This window comes from Caproicibacter fermentans, from assembly GCF_009746625.1.
GTDB classification, from domain to species: domain Bacteria; phylum Bacillota; class Clostridia; order Oscillospirales; family Acutalibacteraceae; genus Caproicibacter; species Caproicibacter fermentans.
This window is the reverse complement of sequence record NZ_VWXL01000003.1, coordinates 64288-82627: the sequence shown is the minus strand read 5'-3', so window position 1 is coordinate 82627 and position 18340 is coordinate 64288. Positions and strand designations below refer to the sequence as shown.

The following is an 18340-nucleotide window of genomic DNA, read 5'->3' as shown; positions in this document are numbered from 1 at the left end:
ATTTTGATGTAGTTATTACAGCTGCTTTAACTTTTATATTGTAGCTCATATCGTGGTGAATGGCAATTAAATATGGTATAAAATGTAATATTCTAAGCATTTGGTGGGGACAACATTTATTCTGAATTCGACATTCATAAACATATAAGAACTGCCGTTTTAGGAGGGATTGTCAGTTTGGAATACAGATGTGTCCTCGCGCTGGAAGAATTGCAAACCTACCTGTCCGACGCACCCCTCGTCGCTTTCGACTTTGAAACCGCGCCGGATGACGCATACCGGAACGATGACCGCGCCGCGCTGGACGCGCACAAGTCGCATATCGTCGGCATCAGCTTCTCGGTGACCGAAGGCGACGCCGTCTATCTACCGCTGTCGCACCGCGTCGGGGAAAACGCCGTCGATCAGGAGGCAATCTGGGCGTGGCTAAAACCGGAGCTCTTCATGAATCCCTCCGTCACCAAGGTCGTCCATAACCTCGCGTTTGAAAGCGCATTTTTGTACGCGCGCGGCATCGTGGTGCAGGAGCCCTGCTACGACACCATTGCGGCGGCGCAGCTGGTGTATAAAAACGAGAAGGAATTCCGGTCGCTCGGCGACTGCGGGCTCAAAATGCTGGTACCGGAATACTTCGGCGAACAGCTGCCATCCTACACCGAAACGGTCGGCTGCCTTCATTTCGATGAGCTCGATCCGCAGGCGGAGCGCACCGTCCGGTATGCCTGTGCCGACTCAGATTATGCCCTTCGGCTGTATCATCTGCTAAACAGTTGGTTTGACCGCTTCCTGCCGAAGCATCGGTTCATCGCGGAAAAAATCGAGTCGCCCACTGCCGTCTTTGTTGGCCTGATGCGGTATAACGGGCTTCCTTTCGATGTGGAATTAATGAAAGCGAAACGGATTGAAGCCGAAAAGCATCTTACGGAAATTCGCAAATCAATTGAATTCATCATCGGTGACATTCCCATCGGCGCGAACGCCAGCACCGCCGCTTTCAAAAAATACCTGTTTGACCACCTGAAACTTCCGAAAGTGAAACAAACGGAGAAGGAACAAAACGCGCTCGATGACGAAGCGCTGATTTTGCTCAAAGAACACTGTGAAAAGAACCGTCCGGAGTTGGTTTGCCTCTTTGATCTGGTGCAGGAGTACCGGCGCTGGGGAAAGATCAAATCCACCTACATAGACGGATACCTCAAATATGTCAACACGGCCACCGGGCGCATCCATCCCGATCTGCTGCCGCTGGCGACTGAAACGGGGCGCTTCGCATCCAAAAATCCGAACTGCCAGAATATGCCCCGCGTCGGTGCGGACGATATCGGCATCCGAAATTTTATTATAGCTCCGGAAGGCAAAATCCTGCTGTCGCTTGATTTCTCACAAATCGAGCTGCGCGTGGGCGCGTTCTATTGTAAGGATGAAAAAATGCTTGAAACCTACCGTTCCGGCGGGGATATCCACGCCCAGACCACCTCGGTCATTTACAAAATCACGCTGGAGCAGGCAAAGGACAAAAGCGCGCCGGAGTACAAGGAGCGGCGCACCATCGCCAAGAACTGCAACTTCGGCACCTTTTTCGGGCTGTTTCCGAAAGGACTGCAAAAGACGCTGAAATTCAAGGCCGGGCTGGATGTGTCGCTCAATGAATGTGAGAGCATTATCCGCAACCTCAAGGCCGGATACCCTCGCCTTTCGCGCTGGCAGGAGGAAACGAAAAAGCGCGCCGAGTTCCGCAAATATACCGAAACATGGCTCGGTCGGAGGCGCTCCCTGCCGGGCATTACCGCGAAGGACTGGAAAGTGAAGTCCTTCGCGCAGCGCGTAGCCATGAACACACCGATTCAGGGCACGGCGGCGGACATTCTCAAACTTGCTCTCGGGCGGATTGTCCGGGGCCTGCCCGAACGCTCATGGCTTTGTCCTTTACTGCAGATTCACGACGAACTGGTCTTTGAACTGCCCGAAAATCACCTCAAAGAGGCCGTTATTTTCATCAAAAACTGCATGGAAACGAAGCCTTTTGACGCGTTCTCAGTGCCGATTGTGGCGGAGGCCTCCGTTGGAACCCGATTTGGGGAGTTGCATGAACTGGAGGAATGCCTGTGAGTGAATATTCTCTGAAGCCGGTTCCGGTCAGTCCGGGAGAATTCCTCGGCGCGTTTTTTGAACCGGCGGAGTCCGTCTGCCTGCGAATCTTCTCCGACCGCCCCGATAACGCGTTTTCCGGTCAGAAACTGAAAATCGAACAAGGGCATTTCGACAAAATTGTCGATACGCTAAAAGCCCACAACAGGCAGAATCGCGGGATATATTTTGTCATCAACTACGGCGGGCATGAGGATTCCGAAATTACCCGCATCAACGCCCAGTTCATGGAGTGCGACGATATTCCGCTGGAAGAGCAGCTGGCGAAAATTCAGGCTTTTCCGCTCGAACCATCGCTGATCGTCAGGACCCGAAAGTCGCTTCACTGCTACTGGCTGATGAAAAATGCCAAAGTGGAACGCTTCCGGCCTATCCAGAAACGGCTGATCGCATATTTCGGAGCAGACCCGGCTTGCGTAAACGAAAGCCGGGTTTTCCGTCTCCCGGGCTTTCTGCACTGCAAAGAAGAACCTGTTCCTGTGGAATGCGTTAAATTCAATCCGGAACTGCGGTATACCCAAAAAGAGCTCGAGGCTGTTCTGCCGAAACTTTCTGAAGAAAATGAGCCGCTGCACGTTGCTTCATCGCCGAATAAAGATCGGGGCTCCCAGAAAGGGCTGGTGCTGGTGGGCCGCCGCTGTGCGTTCATTCAGCACTGTAAAAGGAACGCAAAAACCCTCTCAGAGCCGGACTGGTACGCCATGATCTCCAATCTGGCGATTTTCGAGGGCGGCGAGGTCGTCATCCACAAGCTGTCGAAACCGTATCCGGCTTATGACTATAACGCCACACAGGCGAAGATCGACCATTTCTATCAATCCGGCACCAAACCGATGACCTGCCGGAAGATTGCGGAGCGCGGTTTTGTCTGCCCGAAAATGCGCGGCGGCAGCTGCACCTGCAAATCACCGGCGGGGTTGGCGTTTCACCCGATGAGCGTGGAAGAACTGAAAAAAGCGCTCGCATCCGTCAAACCCAAACAGGAGGCCGCCGTCGACATTCATACGGCGCGCCGGTTTATCAACGATTATTTGTATAACATCGACCCCGGAATCGCGGGTGCGTTTATCGGCGACAATATTAAGAACCACTTTAAATTTAAGGCGGCTGACCTCAAAACGCTTCCGGCCTACCAAAAAGAATTGTATAAAGCTTTTTCGGCGACGCAGGAAGCGCGCAAGGAACGGTGCGGGAGCGAGATTCCCGCGTGGTATGAAGTTTCCGAAAAAGGAAAGTGGAATTTCCTGCCCGGTGTGCTCGCCGACCATTGCGCCGAGAACGAGCATTTTTTTTACTGTGCCGACAGCTACTATTTCTATGAAAACGGCGTGTATCTGCCGAAAAACGACAAAACCGCACAGCGAAAGGTGCGTTCCTATATGAACGCGCGCTACGCGCTGGCGGCTGAAATTCGGGACGTGGAATGGCAATGGCAGGTGCTGGTCGACAAAACAGTGCGTGAAATCAATGTAAATCCCTACATCATGAACTTTAAAAACGGGCTGTACAACGTGATGACCGATGAATTCCTGCCGCACGGCCCGAAATACCTGTCCACAATCCGGCTGGGCGGAAATTATGACCCGGAGGCACGGTGCCCTATTTTCATGCGCTACCTTTCCGATGTCCTGCCGGAAAGCGAAGTCCCGCTGATACAGGAGATTCTGGGATATTTTCTCGTCCCGGTCAACAAAGCGCAGAAATCGTTTGTAATTGTAGGAAAAGGCGACAGTGGAAAATCGACGTTCCTGTCCGTGGTGCAGGACGTCCTGCTCGGCGCTGACAATGTATCCACCCTGACCTGGCAGGCGCTGGACGAGAAATTCGCAACGGTCCAGCTTTTCGGCAAACTGGCGAATGTGTTCGCCGACCTCCCGTCCGAGAATATCCGTGACACGGGAACCTTCAAGGCAATCACCGGCGAGGACTATATCTCCGCACAGCATAAATTTAAGGAATATTTCTCTTTCAAGCCGTTTGCGCGCCTGCTGTTTTCCTGCAACAGTGTCCCCAAAAGCTACACCGACCGCTCGGACGGCTTCTACCGCCGCTTGATGCTGATCCGCTTTGACCGGGCGATACCGGAGGAGAAACGCGACCCGAATCTGAAAGAAAAGCTGGCCGCCGAGGCCGACGGCATACTGGCGTGGTCAATGGCCGGGCTCCGGCGTTTGATGGAGAATTCCTACCGGTTTTCCGAAACCCAGCGGACGAAGGCAGAACTCGCGAGCTACAAGGCGGAGAACAGCAGTGCGCTGGCGTTTGTTGGAGAATGCTGCGAAATAAACGGCGGACACACCTGCATGAGCGAAGATCTGTTTTCGACCTATCAGGAATACTGTTCCGCAAACGCGCTGAAGCCTGTCTCTCAAATCCGTTTCAACCGTGAATTGGAAGCAATACCGGGGCTGTCCCGTGGACGGGATACCGTCACCCGCAGGCATGTCTGGGTCGGCATCCGGCTTTCAGAGTGACGGTTCTTCCCGAACGCACCGCGAACGGACGCCGAATATACCCGTGGACGGATTTCGTTCAGTCTTACCGCCGTCCGAACACACCGAACGGAGTCCACGTATTCTTTGCGTATGAACGCGCCAAACAAAAAACATGCTCAAACTTAATAAAAGGAATTAATATTCCCGTCTAAAGTCCGTCTGATCCGTCCGTGCCCGTCCGATTTTTACCCGGAGGTGTCCTTATGCCCCACAAGCCGAAGAAACCCTGCGCCTTCCCCGGCTGCCCAAACCTGACCGACGGCAGGTACTGCGAAGCTCACGCTTCGCAGGCAAACCGCGAGTATAACAAGTACCGCCGCGACCCCGACTCGAACAAGATCTACGGGCGGCGCTGGAAAACTATCCGCGCCCTGTATCTCTCGAAGCACCCGCTCTGCGAGCAGTGCCTCAAGGCCGGGCGCTATGTCCCCGCCGAGGAAGTCCATCACATCAAACCAATCGCAGAAGGCGGCACCCATGAGGAGTCGAATCTTATGTCGCTTTGCAAGTCCTGCCACTCCGCGATCACCGCAGCAACTAAAAACAGACACCGCTGACCCCAGGGGGGCGGTTGAATCTCTGCGGCCCTGCCTTGCGGACAGCGCGGCAGGCCTTCGCGCGCGACACGCGCGAATTCAAAAATATCAGAATTGCCCCGAAACGCTGATGTTTCGGGGCTTTGTTCGTTTTGAAAAACAAGCCTGACAGGCTGTTTTTTCAAATAGTCAGCTTTTTTCAAAAAGCGTACAGGCTGTCTGCGCGGAAAATCCCGGAGATTTTCGGGCATCTGGCAGGAGGACACGCGGGCGGCGGACCGCGACAGGGCGGGACAGGCCGCGATAGGAACGGACAAACCGCGACAAAAAGAGCGGAAAAAGCGGGCACATTTTGAAAAAAAGCCGCATATACATGCAAAGACACTTTTCAAAAAAGGGAGGCGGCGCTATGCCCAGCGGAGGCGCAAGGAAGGGCGCGGGGCGCAAACCGAAGCCGCTCGCCGAGAAGCTGGCGGCAGGAAATCCGGGACACCGGCCTTTGAAAAAAGTGGAATTCACGGGCACCGGTGGCGTCGACCCGCACGAGCCGCCCGCGTATCTGCGCGTTATGGAAAAGCGAGAGCAGGAGAACCGTCCCGGCATCCCCACGCCGACCGAACTGTATACCGACACGGTCAAATATCTGGAGCCGTCCGGCTGCCTGAATCTGGTTCCCGCCGCGCTGATTGCCGATTACGCGATGGCGAAATACTACCTGCTCCACGCGCAGTATGAGCTCGGCAAGACGGCGACGGTTGTCAAAATCAAAAAGGGGCTGAAAAAAGAGCCCGCCGAAACCTATGAGATCACCGACTTTGCCGAGGCCATGCTGAAAATGCAGAAAAACGTGCTGGCGACGTGGGAGCCGATCTGGGATATCGTCTCGCGCAACAGCGAGCAATTGGTGACGAATCCGAAAAAAGACCTGCTGGCGGTCATCATCGGCGGCCGCAGGCGCAAATCGAAGCCGAGAGGAGAACCGCCCGATGGATTCCATGCAGATACAAAAAGTCCCGGCTGAAAAGCTGAATCCGGCAAAATACAATCCCCGCAGGGATCTGCAGCCGGGCGACCCGGAATACGAAAAGCTGCTGCGCTCGGTGGATGAGTTCGGCTATGTCGAGCCGATCATCTGGAACCGGCGCACCGGAAATATCGTCGGCGGGCATCAGCGCTTCAAGGTTCTGCGGCAGCTGGGTTTTGACGAAATCGACTGCGTCGTCGTTGACATGGATGAGGCGCGGGAAAAAGCGCTCAACATCGCGCTGAACAAGATTTCCGGCGACTGGGATACCGCAAAGCTGGCGGAGGTTTTCAAGGACATCGAGCAGTACGGCATTTCACTTGACATAACCGGGTTTGAAGCACCGGAGATCGATAAACTGTACCAGAAACTGAACCGCGAGGACGGTAAAATCGTCGAGGACGATTTCGACAGCGAGGCCGAAGCGGCGAAGATCACAGAGCCGGTCACCCGGCCCGGCGACGTGTGGCTGCTTGGCAGGCACCGTCTCATGTGCGGGGACAGCACAGACCCGGACGCAGTCGCGCGGCTCCTCAGCGGCAAAAAAGCCCGGATGGTTTTTACCGACCCGCCGTGGAACGTGGATTACGGCGGCGACGCGAAGCACCCCAGCTGGAAGCCCCGGCAGATTCTTAACGACAAGATGACTGAGGAGCAGTTTTACGCGTTCCTGCTTTCGGCGTTTAAAGCGATGGCTTTCACCTGCGAGCCGGGCGCGATGGTCTACATGGTGATGTCGGCGCAGGAATGGGGCACGGCCATGAGCACCATGAAGGAGACCGGTTTCCACTGGTCGTCCACCATCATCTGGGCGAAGGACTCGCTCGTTCTGTCCCGGAAGGATTACCACACGCAGTATGAGCCGATCTGGTACGGCTGGCTGGACGGCGAAAAGCGCCTCTGCCCTTTGCAGGATCGCCAACAGAGCGACCTGTGGCAGATTCCCCGCCCGAAAAAATCGGAGGAACACCCGACCATGAATCCCATTGCGCTGGCGGGGCGGGCAATCACGAATTCTTCCCATACCGGCGACATGACGCTTGATCTTTTCGGCGACTCCGGCACCACGCTGCTCGCGGCGGAGCAGTCCGACCGCGTCAACTGTTCCATGGAGCTTGACCAAAAATACTGCGATGTGATTGTAAAACGCTATATTGAATTTCGCGAAAGCGACGAAGGCGTCTTTCTCCTGCGCGGCGGAGAAAAGCTGGCGCACAACGAAATTGAAGGCTGACACCCATGTTTTTCAACTTGATTTTACCCCCGAAAAGAGTGATGAATGGTACTGCGGAAACGCAAATCATAAATTTTCGGAGGTAACAAAAATGGAATTCAGGTTTAACGTAACAGGCTCGGAACGCAAAAGGCTGGCAGGCGCGATCAGCGAAATCCTCAATGCCCCGATGAAATACCTCGGCGCGCCGGGCTTCGGTTATGAGGTCGGCGATTATACGGTGGATAAGAATGGAACGGTCAGCGGCGAATACCGCCCTTCCCTTCTTTCCGCTCTTGCCGCGCACGGATTTGAACCGGAACCGTACCAGACCCTGCACTTCATCACGCCGTGAGGCACCCTGCTGATCGAGGAACACTTCGATACCGACGAAGAAGCCCGTGCCGCAGGATACGGAATGTATTTCACTCATGAGGGGCGGGATATCTATAGCAAGGCAAGCGGAAACGGCGAACATTCCGTCAAGTTTACGATTGTCGGCGCACCCCTTGAGGAAGCGCCCGATACAGCCGAGACGCCCGAAGAATCCGACCGCCTAATCATCGAGATGCCAATGGATGGTTTTACGCCGGAAAAGCTGGATAACCTGAAAAAGATGGTGGGAAGCAAGGCCGCGCTCATCAAAACCGCCCTCGGCACGGATGACCTTGCCATCATATCAACCGGCGAAACACTCCGCTTCCCATGGTTCTCCGGCGGCCTCGACGGCGACACGGTGAGCGCATACACGCAGTTCATCACCGCCCTTTGCAAAACGGCAAAAGAGAAAAAGCGCGTAACCGCGAAGGTACAGGACGAATTTGAAAACCCGCGCTTTACCATGCGGGTGTGGCTGATCGGCCTCGGAATGGTGGGCGACGATTACAAACTGGCGCGGAAACTTTTGCTCCAGAACCTCACTGGAAACGCTGCATGGCGGCACGGCGCACCGGAGAAAAAGGCAACCAGCGACCTCGCTGACGGCGCGGACGCTGGCGAAGAAGACCCGGCGGCGATTGCCGCCCCGGCGGAGGGAGAAACCGCACTTGCCACCGACACGGGCGCGGACGTGGACGAAGAAGCGGGTGCCGACCATGAATAACTTTCCTTCAAAAGAAACCGTTGAGCGCCTCCGGCGGGAATACCCCGCCGGAACACGGGTGGAACTGATCTCAACGGATGACCCCTACACCAAGCTCAAGCCCGGCGACCGCGCGACGATTCGCGGCGTGGACGATGCCGGAAACATCCTGTGCGAGTGGGACTGCGGCTCCGCGCTGAGTCTGATTCAGGGCATTGACCGTTTCCAGCTAGTTGGAGATAATATTACTATAATAGCAATCCCGCCCCAAAAATGAACAGCCATATCCCGCCGAGAGAAGAAAATATTCGATTTATAACGAAAAGCCTTTTAAGCCCCAGAAATTCCAAATTTCCAATCGAGAGTCCTACCGCGATGATTATGCCGCTATAACCAATCCAGTTTACAACACATCCCGAAATAATAGCACTCATTGAAATGCAAAAAATCATTGCAGATAGGAAAACAAACGCGATATGTTCAGTGACCGTTTCTCCGATGTAAGTATTAAAAGTGTGAAAAAGAGTCTCAGCATTTTTATCCGTAATTGAGTGCTCAAAGCGCATTTTCGAGATTTCAGGAAAAAGTTTAGTATATCTCGTTATTCCTGCATACAGTAACACTCCATATACGATTCCACACATCTTGCCGCATTCTGAAAAAATAAGCTCGCCCTTCAGTCCTTCGACTTTCCCGACCAAGATTGAAGCGAACACAAGGAAAAAACCGCCGAGTCCAAACAAATAATAAAGAAACGGCACCGATTTTCTTTTTTGATACAGTTTCTCTATAATCACCAACGGCTCCTGCCTTAAAATTTTTGGATACCCGAATGTGAAAACTAACCCAATAATACTACCACAGATTAATAGTGATGAAATCATCGAAAAAATTGCTGCTGACAAAGTAATCATAATTTTACCTCTTTCAATATTTAATCGGACTATTTTATATTAAGATAGTTTACGGTATAAACTATTGGACAAAAAAATTATTCATTAAGTATTTTTAGAACTCCTGCCAAAATATCATTAAACTTATTGAGTTCGTCTTGATTTAATGTACTTAACAACTTATTTATTTTTGAGTTCCTTTCCTGCTCTTGCCTAGTGTGGTTTTCGAACGCTATTTCGCCCAAGTCTGATAATCGCAATGGAAGTTCTTTACCGTTATTTGAATCTGACATTTTTATGACAAGACCTTTTTTTACTAGATTGGATATTATTATCGAAACCCGTCCTTTTGTTATGCCCATAGCTTCACATAATTCTCGTTGAAGAATTCCTGAGTTTTCTCCAATTATCGCTATAGTGTGGATTTCAGTAATGTATAATTTTACATCTGTACCATAACTCTTCGCGGTTCTATTCCTTTCACCCGCCCAGTTAATGATTCGCCAGAATGTCATAAAAATATCATCGGTATGCATTCGTACTTCACCTCTTTGTACTTAGTTTATACCGTAAACCATACTTTGTCAACACATGGGAGAATAATAAATTTTTCATGAGGTACATATCTTCCAGTCGCAAAGCCTATACCACTTTATTTTTCCCTGGGGGGTAATGTCGAGTGCTTGTCTATCGAAAATTGTAATTTTGTGGGTTGTCCGGCGTCCTAATGGGAGAATCCGCCGCATAAAATTGTTAATAAGCCTGCCGGGAGTCCCGAAAAGGACTCCCTTTTTCATATTCGGAGGTGGTGCTGTGGATGATTTCAGAACCCTAAAAAGCTACAAGCCGTCCCGTTTTAAGGCAACGGGCTCGGTATATAAAGAACGCTTCGCGGACTCGGCGGTGTATTTTGTCAATAACCTTCGCCATACCAAAGGGCGCTGGTACGGCGAGCCGTTTGAACTCATCGACTGGCAGGAGCAGATTATCCGCGATCTGTTCGGTATTGTCCGCAAATTCGACGAATGCCGCCAGTTCAAAACAGCGTATGTGGAGATTCCGAAAAAGCAGGGCAAATCCGAACTCGCGGCGGCGGTCGCTTCTGCTCACCTGCGCCGATCTGGAACATGGCGGCGAAATTTACGGCTGTGCCTCCGACCGCAGTCAGGCAAGTATCGTGTTTGATGTGGCGGTGAACATGGTCGACCAGTTTCCGCAGTTAAACAAGCTGATGAAGTTGAACCTCGGGCAGAAGCGCCTGACCTTCACGCCGCTTGACAGCTTTTATCAGGTTCTGTCCGCCGACGCGTACACAAAGCACGGCCTGAACGCTCACGGCGTTATTTTTGATGAGCTTCATGCCCAGCCAAACCGGCAGCTGTTCGACGTCATGACAAAAGGCTCCGGCGACGCGCGTGAACAGCCCCTGCATTTCATCATCACTATAGCCGGAACCGACCGCAACTCCATCTGCTGGGAGATGCACCAAAAGGCCGAGGACGTTCTTCGCGGCAACCGCATCGACTCAACCTTTTATCCCGTGATTTACTCCGCCGACGACGATGAGGACTGGACTTCCGAGGAAGTCTGGCGCAGGGTCAATCCCTCTCTCGGCATTACGGTGACAATGGAAACCATGCGTCAATCCTTTGAGGACGCGAAGCAGAACCCAGTCAATGAGAATATCTTCCGCCAGCTGCGCCTGAACCAGTGGGTGAAGCAGTCCGTCCGCTGGATGAACATGGAGAAGTGGGACGGCTGTGCTTTCAAATTCGACCCAAAGTCGCTTGAAAAGCGTATCTGCTACGGGGGCTTGGATTTATCCAGCACCACGGATATCACGGCTTTCGTGCTGGTGTTCCCGCCCGAGGATGAGGATGATAAATATATCGTACTGCCCTATTTCTGGATTCCGGAGGAATCGCTCGAAACCCGTGTCAAGCGCGACCATGTGCCGTATGACTTGTGGAAAGCGCAGGGCTTTTTAAATACCACCGAGGGCGACGTTATTCACTATTCCTTTGTCGAGAAATTCATCGAAGAACTCGGAAAGAAATACAACATCAAAGAAATCGCTTATGACCGCTGGGGCGCGTGGGAACTGACACAGAATCTGGAGGGTCTGGGCTTCACCGTCGTGCCGTTCGGGCAGGGCTTTAAGGATATGTCCCCGGCGACAAAGGAACTGATGCGCCTGACGCTAGAGCGGAAAATTGCCCACGCGGGGAATCCGCCTCTGCGCTGGATGGCGGATAACCTCTGCGTCAGCACCGACGCCGCCGGAAATATCAAGCCCAACAAACAGAAGGCGACCGAGCGCATCGACGGCGTGGTGGCGCTCATTATGGCGCTGGACCGCGCCATCCGCAACGAGGGTGCACTGCCGGGCAGCGTGTACGACACGCACAGCCTGCTGATGTACGGAGAGGATGGGTGGAACTGATGGGCTTTTTCTCACGGAAAAAGAATCCCAAGAACAGCCTCTCCACCTCAAAAAACTTCTTCTGGGGCGGCTCCACCTCAGGCACCTTTGTCAACGAGAACACCGCCATGCAGACGGCGGCGGTATACGCCTGCGTCCGTGTGATTTCGGAAGCCATCGCGAGCCTTCCGCTGCACGTTTACCGCTATGAGGAGAACGGTTCCAAACTCCTGCCCGGCCATTCTCTGTATAACATCCTGCACAACGCGCCAAATCCGGAGATGACCAGCTTCGTTTTCCGCGAAACTCTCATGAGCCATCTGCTTCTATGGGGCAACGCCTATGCGCAGATTATCCGGGACGGCGGCGGTCGGGTGCTGGCGCTTTACCCTCTGCTCCCCAACAAGACGGATGTCTGGCGCGGCCCGGACGGCCAGATTTACTACACCTACTGGCGGAACACGGATGAAAGCCGCCCCAATGAGAAAAGCGGCGGCGTGACGCTGTCCAAAGACGACGTTCTGCACATTCCCGGCCTGAGCTTTGACGGGCTGGTCGGCTATTCGCCCATCGCGCTCACCAAAAACGCGGTGGGCATGGCAATCGCCACAGAGGATTACGGAGCTTCTTTTTTTGCCAACAACGCGAATCCAGGCGGCATTCTGGAGCATCCGGGGACACTGCAGCATCCCGATCAAATCAGGGCGGCGTGGGAGATGCTCTACAAGGGCGGAAACAAAGCACACCGGATCGCCGTTCTGGAAGAAGGGCTTAAATTCCACCCGATTTCGGTGCCGCCGGAGGAAGCGCAGTTTCTGGAAACCCGCAAATTTCAACTCGACGAGATCGCCCGCATTTTCCGTATCCCGCCCCATATGGTCGGCGATCTGGAAAAAAGCAGCTTTTCGAACATCGAGCAGCAGTCTCTGGAATTTGTAAAGTATACGCTCGACCCGTGGGTGGTTCGGTGGGAACAGGCCATGAATCAAGCCCTGCTTCTGCCGTCCGAAAAAGCATCCGTTTTCATCAAATTCAATCTGGACGGCCTGCTGCGCGGCGACTACGCAACCCGCATGAATGGATACGCCATCGGGCGGCAGAACGGCTGGCTGTCGGCAAACGACATCCGGCGGCTTGAGAATATGAACGAAATCACGCCCGAGGAGGGCGGCGATCTGTATCTTGTCAACGGCAATATGGTGAAACTGGCCGACGCGGGCGCGGCGTATATGAAACAATCCTCAGAAAGCAAAGGGGGTTCCGGCTCATGAATGAACAGTCGCGGGCGAACGGCTCGCAGAACGCACCGACTCCAAGGCGCAAATTCTGGAACTTTGTAAACAACGACGGTGAGGAGCGCACTCTGTATCTGGAGGGCGCTATCGCCGACGAAACGTGGTGGGGCGACGAGGTCACGCCGAAGCTGTTTAAGGACGATCTGCTCTCCGGCTCCGGCGACATTACTGTCTGGATCAATTCTCCGGGCGGGGACGTGTTCGCCGCCGCGCAGATTTACAATATGCTTAAGGAGTATTCCGGCAAAGTGACCGTCAAAATTGACGGAATCGCCGCTTCGGCGGCCTCGGTCGTCGCCATGTCGGGCGACCAGGTGCTCATGTCTCCGGTTTCCAATCTGATGATCCATAATCCCTCGACCGTCGCCATCGGGGACGGCGACGAAATGCTCCGGGCAAAGGCGATGCTCGATGAAGTGAAAGAATCCATCATAAATGCCTACGAAGCGAAATCCGGCCAGTCGCGCGCCGCAATCTCCCACATGATGAACGACGAAACGTGGATGAACGCCAAGAAAGCGGTGGAACTTCACTTTGCTGACGGCATTCTTTATACGGAGGCCGCGCTGCAGGATACCTCCGGCGGGCTGATTTTCTCCCGCACGGCGGTTCAAAATTCACTTTTGAGTAAATTTCCGGCAAAAAAGCCGCTTCCAAAAGTATCCGCCGTCGAGCGAGAATCGCGGTTGAATCTTTTAAAATAACATATCGGGAGGAACTGATGATGCCCACAATTCTTGAACTGCGCGAGAAACGCGCCAAAGCATGGGAAGCCGCCAAGACCTTTCTTGATCTAAAGAAAACCCCGGATGGAATGCTGACCGCCGAAGACGCCGCCGCCTACGATAAAATGGAAGCCGAAATCATCGCGCTCAAACAGCAGATTGACCGCGAAGAACGGGCGCGCGAATACGAACAGGAGCTTGCCTCCCCCACCAGCCAGCCGCTGACCGGGAATCCCGGCGTTCCGGCGCAGGCGCAGTCCGGCAGAGCGTCCGACGCTTACAAAACAGCCTTCTGGGACGTCATTCGCGGGCGCAAAGCAGCAAACGCTTTGCAGGTGGGCACCGACAGCGAGGGCGGATATCTGGTTCCGGACGAATTCGAGCGCCAGCTGATAGAAACCCTCGAGGAACAGAACATTTTCCGGCAGCTTGCCCGGATTATTCAGACCGCCAGCGGCGACCACAAAATCCCGGTAGTGGCAACCAAAGGCACCGCCAGCTGGGTGGATGAGGAAGGCCAGATTCCCGAGAGCGACAACAGTTTTTCTCAGGTAACGCTCAGCGCGTATAAGCTGGCGACGCTGATTAAGGTCAGTCAGGAACTGCTGAACGATTCGATCTTCCCGCTGGAAAGCTACATCGCGAGCGAATTCGCCCGGCGCATCGGAGCCAAAGAGGAAGAAGCGTTCTTTGTCGGTGACGGCACGAAAAAGCCCACCGGCGTTCTCGCCGCGACAGGCGGCGCGCAGGTGGGCAAGACAACGGCGGCGGCAGCCGCCATCACGCTGGATGAAATTCTCGATTTGTACTATAGCCTGCGGTCGCCATACCGGGCAAAGGCTGTGTTTCTCACAAACGACACGACCGTGAAAACCATCCGCAAGCTGAAAGACAGCAATGGGCAATACCTCTGGCAGCCGGCGATTACCGCTTCCGCGCCGGATACGATTCTGGGCAAACCCATCTATACCTCCGCCTATGTTCCGGCTATCGCGGCAAGCGCGAAAACCGTGGCCTTCGGAGATTTCAGCTATTACTGGATCGCCGACCGTCAGGGACGCACATTCCAGCGGCTGAACGAACTGTACGCCACCACCGGGCAGGTGGGCTTCATCGCCACCGAGCGGGTGGACGGAAAGCTGATTCTGCCGGAAGCGGTGCAGGTGCTGCAGCAGGCGGCGTCATGATATGGCGGATTTGCTTGAGAGAGTAAAGAAAAATCTGATTCTGGAGCATGATCAGGATGACGCTCTGCTCCAAAGCTTCATCGCCGCCGCGACATCTTACGCCGAAAAATACCAGCATGTGGCAGACGGCTTTTACGCCGAAAACCCGATGCCTGCGACCACGGAACAGGCGGTCACTATGCTGGCGAGCCACTTTTATGAAAGCCGCGACGGCTCCACCGGGGGCTTTTTCGCCGACAGCGTTCCGGCGGGGCAGCAGGTATGGGATACCGTGAATATGCTTCTTAGACTGGACAGGAATTGGAAGATATGAATATCTTAGCGCGCATATGTATCTCTCAATTTCGCCATGCTGGTACGACCGTGAGGTTTTTGAAAAGTTTGCCCATCAATTACATCACAAGTCAGATCTCCTATACGTGGCTTAATACGTGTTTCTAACCAATCAGTTAAGCTTGTATTATCCGCTGCTTTTCGTGTGAAATCATAGGAATCAACCATTTGATCATTTGGGCAACGAAGCCGTATAACGACTTCCTCTGTCTCTAATACCTTGTCCTCAAATTCTTTCGCTGTAATTTTTCCAGGCATATAGTTGCTCCTCCCTTTTATCTAATAATTAGTTAATAACTCGATAATAACATCATAATAACATATTGTCAATCAAGTTATTAAAAGAGGTGACAAGTCGTGAGTTTTGGCAAAATGAACGCTTTCATTGACATCATCCAGACCGAGCAAAGCAAAGACACCGAGGGCTTTGTCACCTCAACCGATACGGTGCTTGCCAGCGTGCGTGCTTACCGGGAAGACCGCCACGGGAACGAGATCTGGGCGAACCGTGCGGCGTGGTCGGCGGCGACCAGCCTGTTCCGTTTCCGCAGGATTCCCGGCGTGGTAATCCGTCCCTCTCTTTTACTCGTCTGCTCCGGCGAACGGTTCCGCATCCTCAGCGCGGAGGATGTGCGGGGGCGCGGCATGTACACCGAGGTTCTGGCGGAACGGCTGGAGCCGAGCAAGCATTGAGGAGGGATTCCTGTGGCAAAGGTAAGTTTTTCTATGCCGGACGACTTTTTGCGCAAAGTCTCCGCGCTCGGCGAGAAAACCGACGAGATCATTCCCCGTGTACTGGAAGCGGGCGGCGAGGTCGCTCTCGAAAAGGTTCACGATAATCTGGAATCGGTCATAGGCCGGGATACCAAATCCCCTTCGCGCTCTACCGGAGAGCTTGAGTCGGCGCTGGGGCTTTCTCCGGCGAGGATGGATAAGAACGGCAATTTTAACGTTAAGGTAGGCTTTTCGGAACTGCGCCCGGACGGAGAGAGCAACGCAAAAATTGCCAACATTCTTGAGTACGGCAAGCACGGACAGCCGCCGAAGCCCTTTTTAAAGTCAGCAAAGACACAGGCGCGCAAGCCAGGCATCGAGGCGATGAAGGAAAAGCTGGATGAGGAAATCAAAAAAATATGAATATCCTTCAGGAACTAACCGAACTCATCACCGAACTGGGGCTTGCGGTGGAAACCGGCGTTTTTTCCGGAGAAGCTCCCGCAGAGTATATAGTTATAACGCCGCTGACCGATTCGTTTGAGCTGTTCGGCGACAACCGCCCGGGATATGAAACGCAGGAGGCGCGCCTGTCGCTCTTTTCCAAAAGAAACTACATTGCGCTGAAAACCAGCGTCCTCCGCGCGCTGCTGGCCGCCGGTTTTACCGTCACCGACCATCGATACATCGGACATGAGGACGATACCGGTTACCACCATTATGCCATTGACGCGGCAAAACCGTATGCATGGGAGGAATGAAGATGGCCACCATCGGCATGGATAAACTTTATTACGCGAAAATCACCGAAGGCACCGACGGGGATGAAACATACGCGACGCCAACCCAGCTTGCAAAGGCAATTAAAGCCGATCTCACCATTGATCTCGCGGAAGCGACGCTCTACGCTGACGACGGCACAGCCTATGTCGTCAAGGAGTTCAAAACCGGAACCCTGTCGCTGGGTGTTGAGGACATCGGCGCTCAGGCGGCGCAGGATTTGACCGGGGCGGTCGTGGACGACAACGGCGTTCTGGTGTCCGCCGGTGAAGACGAGGGCGCGGCGGTGGCGGTGGGTTTCCGGGCACTCAAACCGAACGGGAAATACCGATATTTCTGGCTGTACCGCGTAAAATTCGGCATTCCCGCCGCGAATTTGCAGACTAAGGGCGACTCCATCACCTTCCAGACCCCGACCATTGAGGGAACCGTGATGCGCCGGAACAAGACCGACAGCAAGGGCAATCACCCGTGGAAAGCCGAAGTAACCGAAGGCGACGCCGGAGTGTCCGACGCAACCGTTACCGGCTGGTACTCGCAGGTTTACGAGCCGGTTTACACCGCGCCGCCGTCCGGCACATAAGGGAGGATTTTTTCATGGAAGAGGAACGCGGCGCGCTGATTGAAATCGGCGGCGAGGAATACGAGTTGATTCTCACCACAAGGGCGACAAAAGCAATCGCCGGGCGCTACGGCGGCCTTGAAAATCTGGGCGAAAAACTGATGCACTCGGAGAATTTTGAGATGGCGCTGGATGAGATCGTCTGGCTTCTGACACTGCTCGCGAACCAGTCCGTTCTGATTTACAACCTGAAGCACAAGGACACGCCGAAGGAACTGCTGACCGAGGAGGAAGTGGAGCTTCTCACCTCGCCCCTGCAGCTGGCGTCGTATAAAAACGCCATCACCGAAGCCATGCTCCGGGGCACCGCCCGGAACGTGGTCAGCGAAAGCGCGGAGAATCCATTAAAAAACACACCAGCGGGTGAGCGACAGCGAACTTTTCACCCGGCTGTATTATTACGGAACCGTTCAGATGCACATGGAGCCAGAGCAGTTCTGGCTCACGCCCATCGGGCTTTTTCTGGATTTATGGGCCTGCCACAAGCAGTTTCTGGGGATCGAGAGACCACATCGGGAACTGACAGTAGATGATGTAATACCAAGCGGTTTTTAAGATCAATACTCTACATCTCAACATGTAAAGTGATCTCATTATACTCCTGGGCAGCCTCTTTAAAAACATCAATAATTTTACTGATTTCAGAAGTTAACTCTTGAGATTGCTCCGTTTCCGGCTTGAAGATAATGGTTATGTCCGCCGGAACATACATAATTCCGGTTATGGAATCCCAAAGCGCATCTAAATTTTGACCATACCACTCAGGCAATTCCAATTCCTGTTGTATTACTTGATGAATCTCACCTAAATACTTACATTTCGAGAAATCAAGAACTCTCTCCTTAGGAATAAAATATTTCGTATAATTCATG

General features: G+C 53.5%; 20 protein-coding genes and 2 pseudogenes. 18 read left to right on the top strand and 4 right to left on the bottom strand.

What is annotated here, in order from left to right; genetic code table 11:
- Positions 1–177: 177 nt before the first annotated feature.
- From CAFE_RS00700 to CAFE_RS00665, 8 genes are all read left to right on the top strand, one after another.
- Entirely contained in the window at positions 178–2109 is a 1932-nt protein-coding gene (locus tag CAFE_RS00700; protein ID WP_156989496.1) for a bifunctional 3'-5' exonuclease/DNA polymerase, read from the top strand.
- The gene (locus CAFE_RS00695) at positions 2106–4622 is read left to right on the top strand and encodes a phage/plasmid primase, P4 family (RefSeq protein WP_330593681.1); all 2517 of its coding nucleotides are present in this window, start codon (positions 2106–2108) and stop codon (positions 4620–4622) included. The genes CAFE_RS00700 and CAFE_RS00695 overlap by 4 nt, the downstream gene beginning before the upstream one ends.
- Before the next feature lie 224 nt (positions 4623–4846).
- Positions 4847–5200: an HNH endonuclease gene (locus CAFE_RS00690; RefSeq protein ID WP_066643482.1), complete on the top strand. Its 354-nt coding sequence runs from the start codon at positions 4847–4849 to the stop codon at positions 5198–5200.
- Between the two features lie 388 nt (positions 5201–5588).
- Positions 5589–6200, top strand: coding sequence for a hypothetical protein (locus CAFE_RS00685; protein ID WP_156989494.1), 612 nt, complete (start codon positions 5589–5591; stop codon positions 6198–6200).
- On the top strand, positions 6166–7437 hold the full coding sequence (locus CAFE_RS00680; protein WP_461949996.1) for a site-specific DNA-methyltransferase: 1272 nt from the start codon (positions 6166–6168) through the stop codon (positions 7435–7437). The genes CAFE_RS00685 and CAFE_RS00680 overlap by 35 nt, the downstream gene beginning before the upstream one ends.
- Before the next feature lie 91 nt (positions 7438–7528).
- Entirely contained in the window at positions 7529–7771 is a 243-nt protein-coding gene (locus CAFE_RS19735; protein ID WP_175391632.1) for a hypothetical protein, read from the top strand.
- A gap of 63 nt (positions 7772–7834) precedes the next feature.
- Positions 7835–8518, top strand: coding sequence for a hypothetical protein (locus CAFE_RS00670; RefSeq protein ID WP_156989493.1), 684 nt, complete (start codon positions 7835–7837; stop codon positions 8516–8518).
- Positions 8511–8774, top strand: a complete 264-nt coding sequence (locus CAFE_RS00665; protein WP_156989492.1) for a DUF4314 domain-containing protein — start codon at positions 8511–8513, stop codon at positions 8772–8774. Before CAFE_RS00670 ends, CAFE_RS00665 begins: the two co-directional genes overlap by 8 nt.
- Here the strand turns inward: CAFE_RS00665 and CAFE_RS00660 are convergent.
- Both CAFE_RS00660 and CAFE_RS00655 read right to left on the bottom strand, forming a co-directional pair.
- Positions 8746–9411: a DUF4386 family protein gene (locus tag CAFE_RS00660; RefSeq protein ID WP_156989491.1), complete on the bottom strand. Its 666-nt coding sequence runs from the start codon at positions 9409–9411 to the stop codon at positions 8746–8748. The two genes, CAFE_RS00665 and CAFE_RS00660, sit on opposite strands and share 29 nt — an antisense overlap.
- Positions 9412–9488: 77 nt before the next feature.
- Positions 9489–9926, bottom strand: a complete 438-nt coding sequence (locus tag CAFE_RS00655; protein WP_156989490.1) for a MarR family winged helix-turn-helix transcriptional regulator — start codon at positions 9924–9926, stop codon at positions 9489–9491.
- A gap of 277 nt (positions 9927–10203) precedes the next feature.
- Between CAFE_RS00655 and CAFE_RS00650 the strand changes: the two are divergent.
- From CAFE_RS00650 to CAFE_RS00630, 5 genes and pseudogenes are all read left to right on the top strand, one after another.
- Positions 10204–11833: pseudogene (locus CAFE_RS00650) on the top strand (terminase large subunit).
- Positions 11833–13083, top strand: coding sequence for a phage portal protein (locus CAFE_RS00645; protein WP_156989510.1), 1251 nt, complete (start codon positions 11833–11835; stop codon positions 13081–13083). The pseudogene CAFE_RS00650 and the gene CAFE_RS00645 overlap by 1 nt, the downstream one beginning before the upstream one ends.
- Positions 13080–13811 carry a head maturation protease, ClpP-related gene (locus CAFE_RS00640; protein WP_156989489.1) on the top strand — a complete coding sequence of 244 codons (732 nt, stop codon included), beginning with the start codon at positions 13080–13082 and terminating at the stop codon, positions 13809–13811. Before CAFE_RS00645 ends, CAFE_RS00640 begins: the two co-directional genes overlap by 4 nt.
- A gap of 20 nt (positions 13812–13831) precedes the next feature.
- Positions 13832–15019: a phage major capsid protein gene (locus CAFE_RS00635; protein ID WP_156989509.1), complete on the top strand. Its 1188-nt coding sequence runs from the start codon at positions 13832–13834 to the stop codon at positions 15017–15019.
- A gap of 1 nt (position 15020) precedes the next feature.
- On the top strand, positions 15021–15332 hold the full coding sequence (locus tag CAFE_RS00630) for a head-tail connector protein (protein WP_156989488.1): 312 nt from the start codon (positions 15021–15023) through the stop codon (positions 15330–15332).
- Between the two features lie 5 nt (positions 15333–15337).
- Here CAFE_RS00630 and CAFE_RS00625 read toward each other — a convergent pair whose 3' ends face one another.
- On the bottom strand, positions 15338–15610 hold the full coding sequence (locus CAFE_RS00625) for a hypothetical protein (RefSeq protein ID WP_156989487.1): 273 nt from the start codon (positions 15608–15610) through the stop codon (positions 15338–15340).
- A 99-nt stretch (positions 15611–15709) separates the two neighbouring features.
- On the opposite strand from CAFE_RS00625, the gene CAFE_RS00620 reads away from it, so the two are divergent.
- The 5 genes and pseudogenes from CAFE_RS00620 to CAFE_RS00600 form a co-directional block, all read left to right on the top strand.
- Complete coding sequence (locus tag CAFE_RS00620) at positions 15710–16045, top strand: head-tail adaptor protein (protein WP_330593679.1); 336 nt, start codon at positions 15710–15712, stop codon at positions 16043–16045.
- A 12-nt stretch (positions 16046–16057) separates the two neighbouring features.
- Positions 16058–16489 (top strand): HK97 gp10 family phage protein, encoded by a 432-nt coding sequence (locus CAFE_RS00615; protein WP_330593678.1) that lies wholly within the window; start codon positions 16058–16060, stop codon positions 16487–16489.
- Complete coding sequence (locus CAFE_RS00610) at positions 16486–16827, top strand: hypothetical protein (RefSeq protein WP_156989486.1); 342 nt, start codon at positions 16486–16488, stop codon at positions 16825–16827. The genes CAFE_RS00615 and CAFE_RS00610 overlap by 4 nt, the downstream gene beginning before the upstream one ends.
- Before the next feature lie 2 nt (positions 16828–16829).
- Positions 16830–17429, top strand: coding sequence for a major tail protein (locus CAFE_RS00605; protein ID WP_156989485.1), 600 nt, complete (start codon positions 16830–16832; stop codon positions 17427–17429).
- 14 nt (positions 17430–17443) lie between these two features.
- Positions 17444–17833 (top strand): annotated as a pseudogene (locus tag CAFE_RS00600) (hypothetical protein); the annotation flags it as partial.
- A 200-nt stretch (positions 17834–18033) separates the two neighbouring features.
- Here the strand turns inward: CAFE_RS00600 and CAFE_RS00595 are convergent.
- The gene (locus CAFE_RS00595; RefSeq protein WP_156989484.1) at positions 18034–18339 is read right to left on the bottom strand and encodes a barstar family protein; all 306 of its coding nucleotides are present in this window, start codon (positions 18337–18339) and stop codon (positions 18034–18036) included.
- Between the last annotated feature and the right edge of the window lies 1 nt (position 18340).

What these genes read in the sequence shown, in the direction of transcription:
- CAFE_RS00690 (WP_066643482.1), top strand. Translation starts at nt 4,847, where the DNA reads ATGCCCCACAAGCCGAAGAAACCCTGCGCCTTCCCCGGCTGCCCAAAC.
- CAFE_RS00685 (WP_156989494.1), top strand. Translation starts at nt 5,589, where the DNA reads ATGCCCAGCGGAGGCGCAAGGAAGGGCGCGGGGCGCAAACCGAAGCCG.
- CAFE_RS00680 (WP_461949996.1), top strand. Translation starts at nt 6,166, where the DNA reads ATGGATTCCATGCAGATACAAAAAGTCCCGGCTGAAAAGCTGAATCCG.
- CAFE_RS19735 (WP_175391632.1), top strand. Translation starts at nt 7,529, where the DNA reads ATGGAATTCAGGTTTAACGTAACAGGCTCGGAACGCAAAAGGCTGGCA.
- CAFE_RS00670 (WP_156989493.1), top strand. Translation starts at nt 7,835, where the DNA reads ATGTATTTCACTCATGAGGGGCGGGATATCTATAGCAAGGCAAGCGGA.
- CAFE_RS00665 (WP_156989492.1), top strand. Translation starts at nt 8,511, where the DNA reads ATGAATAACTTTCCTTCAAAAGAAACCGTTGAGCGCCTCCGGCGGGAA.
- CAFE_RS00660 (WP_156989491.1), bottom strand. Translation starts at nt 9,411, where the DNA reads ATGATTACTTTGTCAGCAGCAATTTTTTCGATGATTTCATCACTATTA.
- CAFE_RS00655 (WP_156989490.1), bottom strand. Translation starts at nt 9,926, where the DNA reads ATGCATACCGATGATATTTTTATGACATTCTGGCGAATCATTAACTGG.
- CAFE_RS00645 (WP_156989510.1), top strand. Translation starts at nt 11,833, where the DNA reads ATGGGCTTTTTCTCACGGAAAAAGAATCCCAAGAACAGCCTCTCCACC.
- CAFE_RS00640 (WP_156989489.1), top strand. Translation starts at nt 13,080, where the DNA reads ATGAATGAACAGTCGCGGGCGAACGGCTCGCAGAACGCACCGACTCCA.
- CAFE_RS00635 (WP_156989509.1), top strand. Translation starts at nt 13,832, where the DNA reads ATGCCCACAATTCTTGAACTGCGCGAGAAACGCGCCAAAGCATGGGAA.
- CAFE_RS00630 (WP_156989488.1), top strand. Translation starts at nt 15,021, where the DNA reads ATGGCGGATTTGCTTGAGAGAGTAAAGAAAAATCTGATTCTGGAGCAT.
- CAFE_RS00625 (WP_156989487.1), bottom strand. Translation starts at nt 15,610, where the DNA reads ATGCCTGGAAAAATTACAGCGAAAGAATTTGAGGACAAGGTATTAGAG.
- CAFE_RS00610 (WP_156989486.1), top strand. Translation starts at nt 16,486, where the DNA reads ATGAATATCCTTCAGGAACTAACCGAACTCATCACCGAACTGGGGCTT.
- CAFE_RS00605 (WP_156989485.1), top strand. Translation starts at nt 16,830, where the DNA reads ATGGCCACCATCGGCATGGATAAACTTTATTACGCGAAAATCACCGAA.
- CAFE_RS00595 (WP_156989484.1), bottom strand. Translation starts at nt 18,339, where the DNA reads ATGAATTATACGAAATATTTTATTCCTAAGGAGAGAGTTCTTGATTTC.